This is a genomic window from Microbacterium sp., assembly GCF_031988965.1.
Lineage (GTDB): Bacteria > Actinomycetota > Actinomycetes > Actinomycetales > Microbacteriaceae > Microbacterium.
In genome coordinates this window covers 37,562-41,916 of sequence record NZ_DALZXX010000014.1, presented here as the reverse complement: position 1 = coordinate 41,916, position 4,355 = coordinate 37,562, and the positions used below count along the sequence as shown (strand labels likewise).

The window sequence follows — 4,355 nt, the reverse complement described above, 5'->3', positions numbered from 1 at the left end:
AACCTCGCCGGCTCCGTCCGCCGATTCGCTCGGCGATGCCCTGCGCCGCCTCGGGGATCGGTTCGCCCGCGAGACGGGGATGCGCGTCGAGGTCGCAGCCTCCGATGCCACGCTCGCCCGCGACGTGCAGGTCGTGCTGCTGCGGTGCGCCCAGGAGGGGCTCGCGAATGTCCGCAAGCACTCCGGAGCGGCCGCGGCCCGCATCACGCTCCTGACGGCGGATGCCGCAGAGCTCCGCATCCGCGACGACGGGCGAGGCCTCGGAGGCATATCGATCGACGACGATCGGGGCTTCGGCCTCGCCGGGATGCGGGAACGCGTCGCCCTCGTCGGCGGCACCCTGACCGTCACGGACGGGGACTCCCCCGGGACCGACCTGACGGTGCGCATACCGCTCGTCCGAGAGAAGGAGAGCGCTCCATGATCCGCGTGATCGTCGCCGACGACCATCCCATCGTCCGCTCCGGCATCGTCGGCCTCCTGGCCCTCGATCCCGGACTCGACGTCGTCGGAGAGGCGTCCGACGGCGCGGAGGCCGTGGCGCTCGCCGCGCGGGTGCGCCCCGATGTGGTGCTGATGGATCTCCGGATGCCCGGCGTCTCGGGCATCGAGGCGACCGCCCGCATCGTGGCGGAGCACCCCGCCGTGCGGGTGCTCGTGCTCACGACCTATGAGACGGACGACGACATCCTCGGCGCGATCGAGGCGGGAGCCAGCGGCTACCTGCTCAAGGCCGCGCCGCAGGAGGAGATCGTGGCCGGCATCCGCGCCGTCGCCGAAGGACACACCGTGCTCGCGCCCGCGATCGCGGCGACGCTCGTCACCCGCATGCGCGGCGACCGCCCCGAACGCCCTCAGCTGAGCCCGCGCGAGCTCGAGGTGCTGCGGCTCGTGGCCGCGGGACGCAGCAACCCCGAGATCGCGCGCGACCTCTTCATCGGCGAGGCCACGGTCAAGACCCACCTGATCCATGTCTTCGAGAAGCTCGAGGTCTCGGATCGCACACGTGCCGTCACTCTGGCCCTGGAACTGGGTCTGCTCTCCTCACGTGCAGATCGAGCCACGCGCGGGTAGCATGCGAAAGGCCCCCATCCCGAAGGATGAGGGCCTGTCGACTCCGGTGCGGCGTGTGACTACGCGCGACCGAACTGCGCGGATGCCGGGCAGTCGAACGGGTCGGCACCGGCGGCGAGGCCGACGCGGTTGAGGTATTCGATGACGATGGCGTACGACCGGCCGAGGCTGGTCTCGGTGTACGGCACGTCGTTCGATGCGCAGTAGTCGCGCACGATCTCGCGAGCCTTGGAGAGGTGCGGGCGCGGCATGTTCGGGAACAGGTGGTGCTCGACCTGGTAGTTGAGACCGCCCATGAGCCACGTGGCCCACCAACCGCCGCGGATGTTGCGCGACGTGCGCACCTGCTTCGAGAAGAAGTCGAGACGCGCGTTCGGGTCGATGATCGGCATGCCCTTGTGGTTCGGCGCGAACGAGGCGCCCATGTACACGCCGAACACGGCGAGCTGCACGCCCATGAAGGCGAAGGCCATGCCGAGCGGAAGCATCAGGAAGACGGGGATGAGCACGATCGCGAAGCGCAGGGCGATGAGGCCCAGCTCGATCCAGCGGCCCTTGGCCTTCTTGCCGGTCACGAGGTGCTTGACGCCGAGGTAGTGCAGGTTGAGGCCTTCGAGCGTGAGCAGCGGGAAGAACAGCCAGCCCTGCTTGCGCGTGATCAGGCGGACGATCCCGCGCGACTGCGCGGCATCCGTCTCGAGGAACGAGATCGTGTCGACCTCGATGTCGGGGTCCTTGCCCACCTGGTTCGGGTTGCCGTGATGCTTGGTGTGCTTCGAGTCCCACCAGGCGTAGCTGATGCCGACGACGCCGGCTGCCAGGATGCGCGCGAGACGGAAGTTCGCGGGACCCGACGAGAGGATCTGACGGTGCGCCGCCTCATGGGCGAGGAACGCGACCTGGGTGAGGATGATGCCGAGCGCCGCGGCCATGAGCAGCTGGAACCAGCTGTCGCCGAGCAGGATGAATCCGGTGATCACGCCACCGAGGGCGACGGCGAGGCCGGCGCCGACGAGGAGGTAGAACCAGCCGGCGCGCTGCAGGAGGCCGGTCTCCTTCACCACCTGCGACACCTGCTTGTAAGCCTGCGCCATGGGAGGGAACTCTGCGTTGCCGGAATACGTCTGGCGTACCGGTCCGAGCGTGGCGGTCGTTTCGACCTGTGCAATGGAGATGATGCTCTCCTGTCGATTGGAGCCCGTGAGCTGTGGAAGCCCAAGGCAGATCGCCCAACGCTTAACTCAGGCTAACCCTCCCCGCATGCAGTGCGCGGAATACGTCGCGATGCCCTGACAACTCTCAGGTCACGGGCTCCGCAGGCGTCAGGCGCGGGCTCGCCGCGGACGTCGCCGGAGCATACGCGGCAGCGTGAAGGTGAAGCTCAGCGGCGGCTTCTCGGGGGCATGCGCGCCTTCGAGAGCATCCCGCGCGTCGTCGAGCGAGGCGAAGGTGCCGAGCTCGAGACCGCGCTGGTCGCGCACGAGGTGGGTGGTGCCGTCGAACTCGACGAAACCGGCGAATTCGCCGGCACGGGTCGCGACGTGCACATCGGTGTCGGCCTGTTTCCAGGTCAGCGGATCGGAAGCGGGAAAGGTGGTCGTACTCATGGTGATACTCATTGCTGTGCGGCGGGCACGCAGGATGCGGCTCGCGAAGATGTGAGATCGAGGGCGGATCGCGCGCGTCGATGCGCTTGGTCCGTGATGGCCCTGATCAGTGGCGACGCGGCGGCCTGGAGGGAGGCCATGTCACACGTAGCTCACACAGTCTAACAGATATCACCAGCCGACGGTGCGGAGCCGTTCGGGTCACTCGGCGGGGACCCACACCCGACGCGGGTGGCCCGAGGAGCCGATCGTCACCCACTCCCCTGCGATCTCGCGTTCGACGGCGGCATCCGAGGATGCACCGGCGTCATCCGGCGCGGGCACGACAGCCCCTGCCGCGCTGCTCGCCGCCCACGCCTCACGGATGATGCGTCGCGGGTCGTACTGCCTGGGGTCGAGCGTGGTCCAGTCGTCGCGCAGTGCACCGACCCCGGTCTCGCGCTCGACGCGGCGGGCCGCATCGCTCGCCCGCACCGTGAGATGCCGCACGAGCGTGGCGAGACGACTCGCGTAGTCCGGCAGCCGCCGCGGGCCGATGATGACTGTGGCGAGCAGAGCGACGACGAAGAGCTTCTCGATCGTGAGTCCGAACATGATCACTCCCGATGTTCTGCGGCGGGTGAGGGTGCGCCCGACGACGCCGAGGCACGGCGCGCGAGGCGCCGGTCGTGCAACCAGGCGAGAAGCAGCGCGGCGGCGAAGAGCACGGTCATCGGCACCGCGATCAGGAACATCGACAGCACGTCGGCCGCCGGCGTGACGGTGGCGCTGAAGAGCACGATCGCGACGACCACGATCCGCCAGCTGCGGGCGAGGGAGCGCGCAGACACCACGCCCAGCAGATTGAGGACCACGAGGAACACGGGCAGCACGAAGGCGAGTCCGGTCGCGAGGACGATCTTGAGCACGAAGTCGACGTAGTACGAGGCCTGCAGCAGGGTGCTGTCCTCGGTCGAGGCGAACCCCGCGAGCAGTTCGACCATCCGCGGGAACAGCAGCAGCCCCGCCACGCACCCGGCGACGAAGAGCGGGACGGATGCCGCGAGGAACCCGAAGGTGTACCTCTTCTCGCGCCGTTCGAGCCCCGGTGCGAGGAAGGCGAGGAGCTCGTACATCCAGACCGGGCTCGACAGCGCGACGCCCGTGAAGAGGGCGATCTTGATCCTGAGGTCGAATGCGCCGGTGATGCTGTCGAAGTTCAGGCTCGCGTCGCGGGACTCGGCGAGCGCGACGATCGGCGCCCGCAGGACATCCATGACCTGATCGGAGACGAGGTAGCCGATGACCACCCCCACCAGAAGCGCCGCCGCCGCACGGGCGGCGCGGACGCGCGCCTCCCGCAGGTGCGACGACAGCGGCATCCCGGAGGAGACCCGGGCCGCTTCGGATGCCGGAGCGAGGGTGGTCATCATCTACTCCGGCTGGCGTGAGGCCGTTGCCGGAGCCGCGACGGGGTGGCCGACGGGTGCGGCGACGGGGTGGCCGACGGGTGCGGCGACAGGCTCGGCGACGGGTTCGGCGACCTCGGTCTTGAGGATGCGCATGGACTGTCCGACGCTCTTGGCGAGCGCGGGGAGCTTCGCGGCGCCGAAGATCAGGACGACGATGGCGAGGATGATCAGGGCGTGCCAGCCCGTGAGGTTCTGCAGCATTTCTCTCTCCTTCTTCTCTGTG

Annotated in this window: 7 protein-coding genes; 2 read left to right on the top strand and 5 right to left on the bottom strand. The window is 68.9% G+C overall.

The window, feature by feature from the left end; genetic code table 11:
* Positions 1 to 424 (top strand): sensor histidine kinase (locus RTM68_RS05515; RefSeq protein WP_396654189.1); only part of this gene is annotated, 424 nt, incomplete at its 5' end.
* Entirely contained in the window at positions 421 to 1,074 is a 654-nt protein-coding gene (locus RTM68_RS05510; RefSeq protein WP_312169045.1) for a response regulator transcription factor, read from the top strand. The genes RTM68_RS05515 and RTM68_RS05510, both read left to right, overlap by 4 nt.
* Positions 1,075 to 1,133: 59 nt before the next feature.
* Here RTM68_RS05510 and RTM68_RS05505 read toward each other — a convergent pair whose 3' ends face one another.
* From RTM68_RS05505 to RTM68_RS05485, 5 genes are all read right to left on the bottom strand, one after another.
* A complete protein-coding gene (locus RTM68_RS05505; RefSeq protein ID WP_396654191.1) occupies positions 1,134 to 2,252 on the bottom strand; it encodes a fatty acid desaturase family protein in 1,119 nt (372 codons plus the stop codon).
* Positions 2,253 to 2,396: 144 nt separating this feature from the next.
* A complete protein-coding gene (locus tag RTM68_RS05500; protein WP_312169044.1) occupies positions 2,397 to 2,681 on the bottom strand; it encodes a hypothetical protein in 285 nt (94 codons plus the stop codon).
* A gap of 201 nt (positions 2,682 to 2,882) precedes the next feature.
* Positions 2,883 to 3,275 (bottom strand): Sec-independent protein translocase TatB, encoded by a 393-nt coding sequence (locus RTM68_RS05495; RefSeq protein WP_312169043.1) that lies wholly within the window; start codon positions 3,273 to 3,275, stop codon positions 2,883 to 2,885.
* A 2-nt stretch (positions 3,276 to 3,277) separates the two neighbouring features.
* Positions 3,278 to 4,090 carry a twin-arginine translocase subunit TatC gene (tatC, locus tag RTM68_RS05490; protein ID WP_312169042.1) on the bottom strand — a complete coding sequence of 271 codons (813 nt, stop codon included), beginning with the start codon at positions 4,088 to 4,090 and terminating at the stop codon, positions 3,278 to 3,280.
* Positions 4,091 to 4,093: 3 nt separating this feature from the next.
* The gene (locus tag RTM68_RS05485; RefSeq protein WP_312169040.1) at positions 4,094 to 4,333 is read right to left on the bottom strand and encodes a twin-arginine translocase TatA/TatE family subunit; all 240 of its coding nucleotides are present in this window, start codon (positions 4,331 to 4,333) and stop codon (positions 4,094 to 4,096) included.
* Positions 4,334 to 4,355 lie beyond the last annotated feature (22 nt).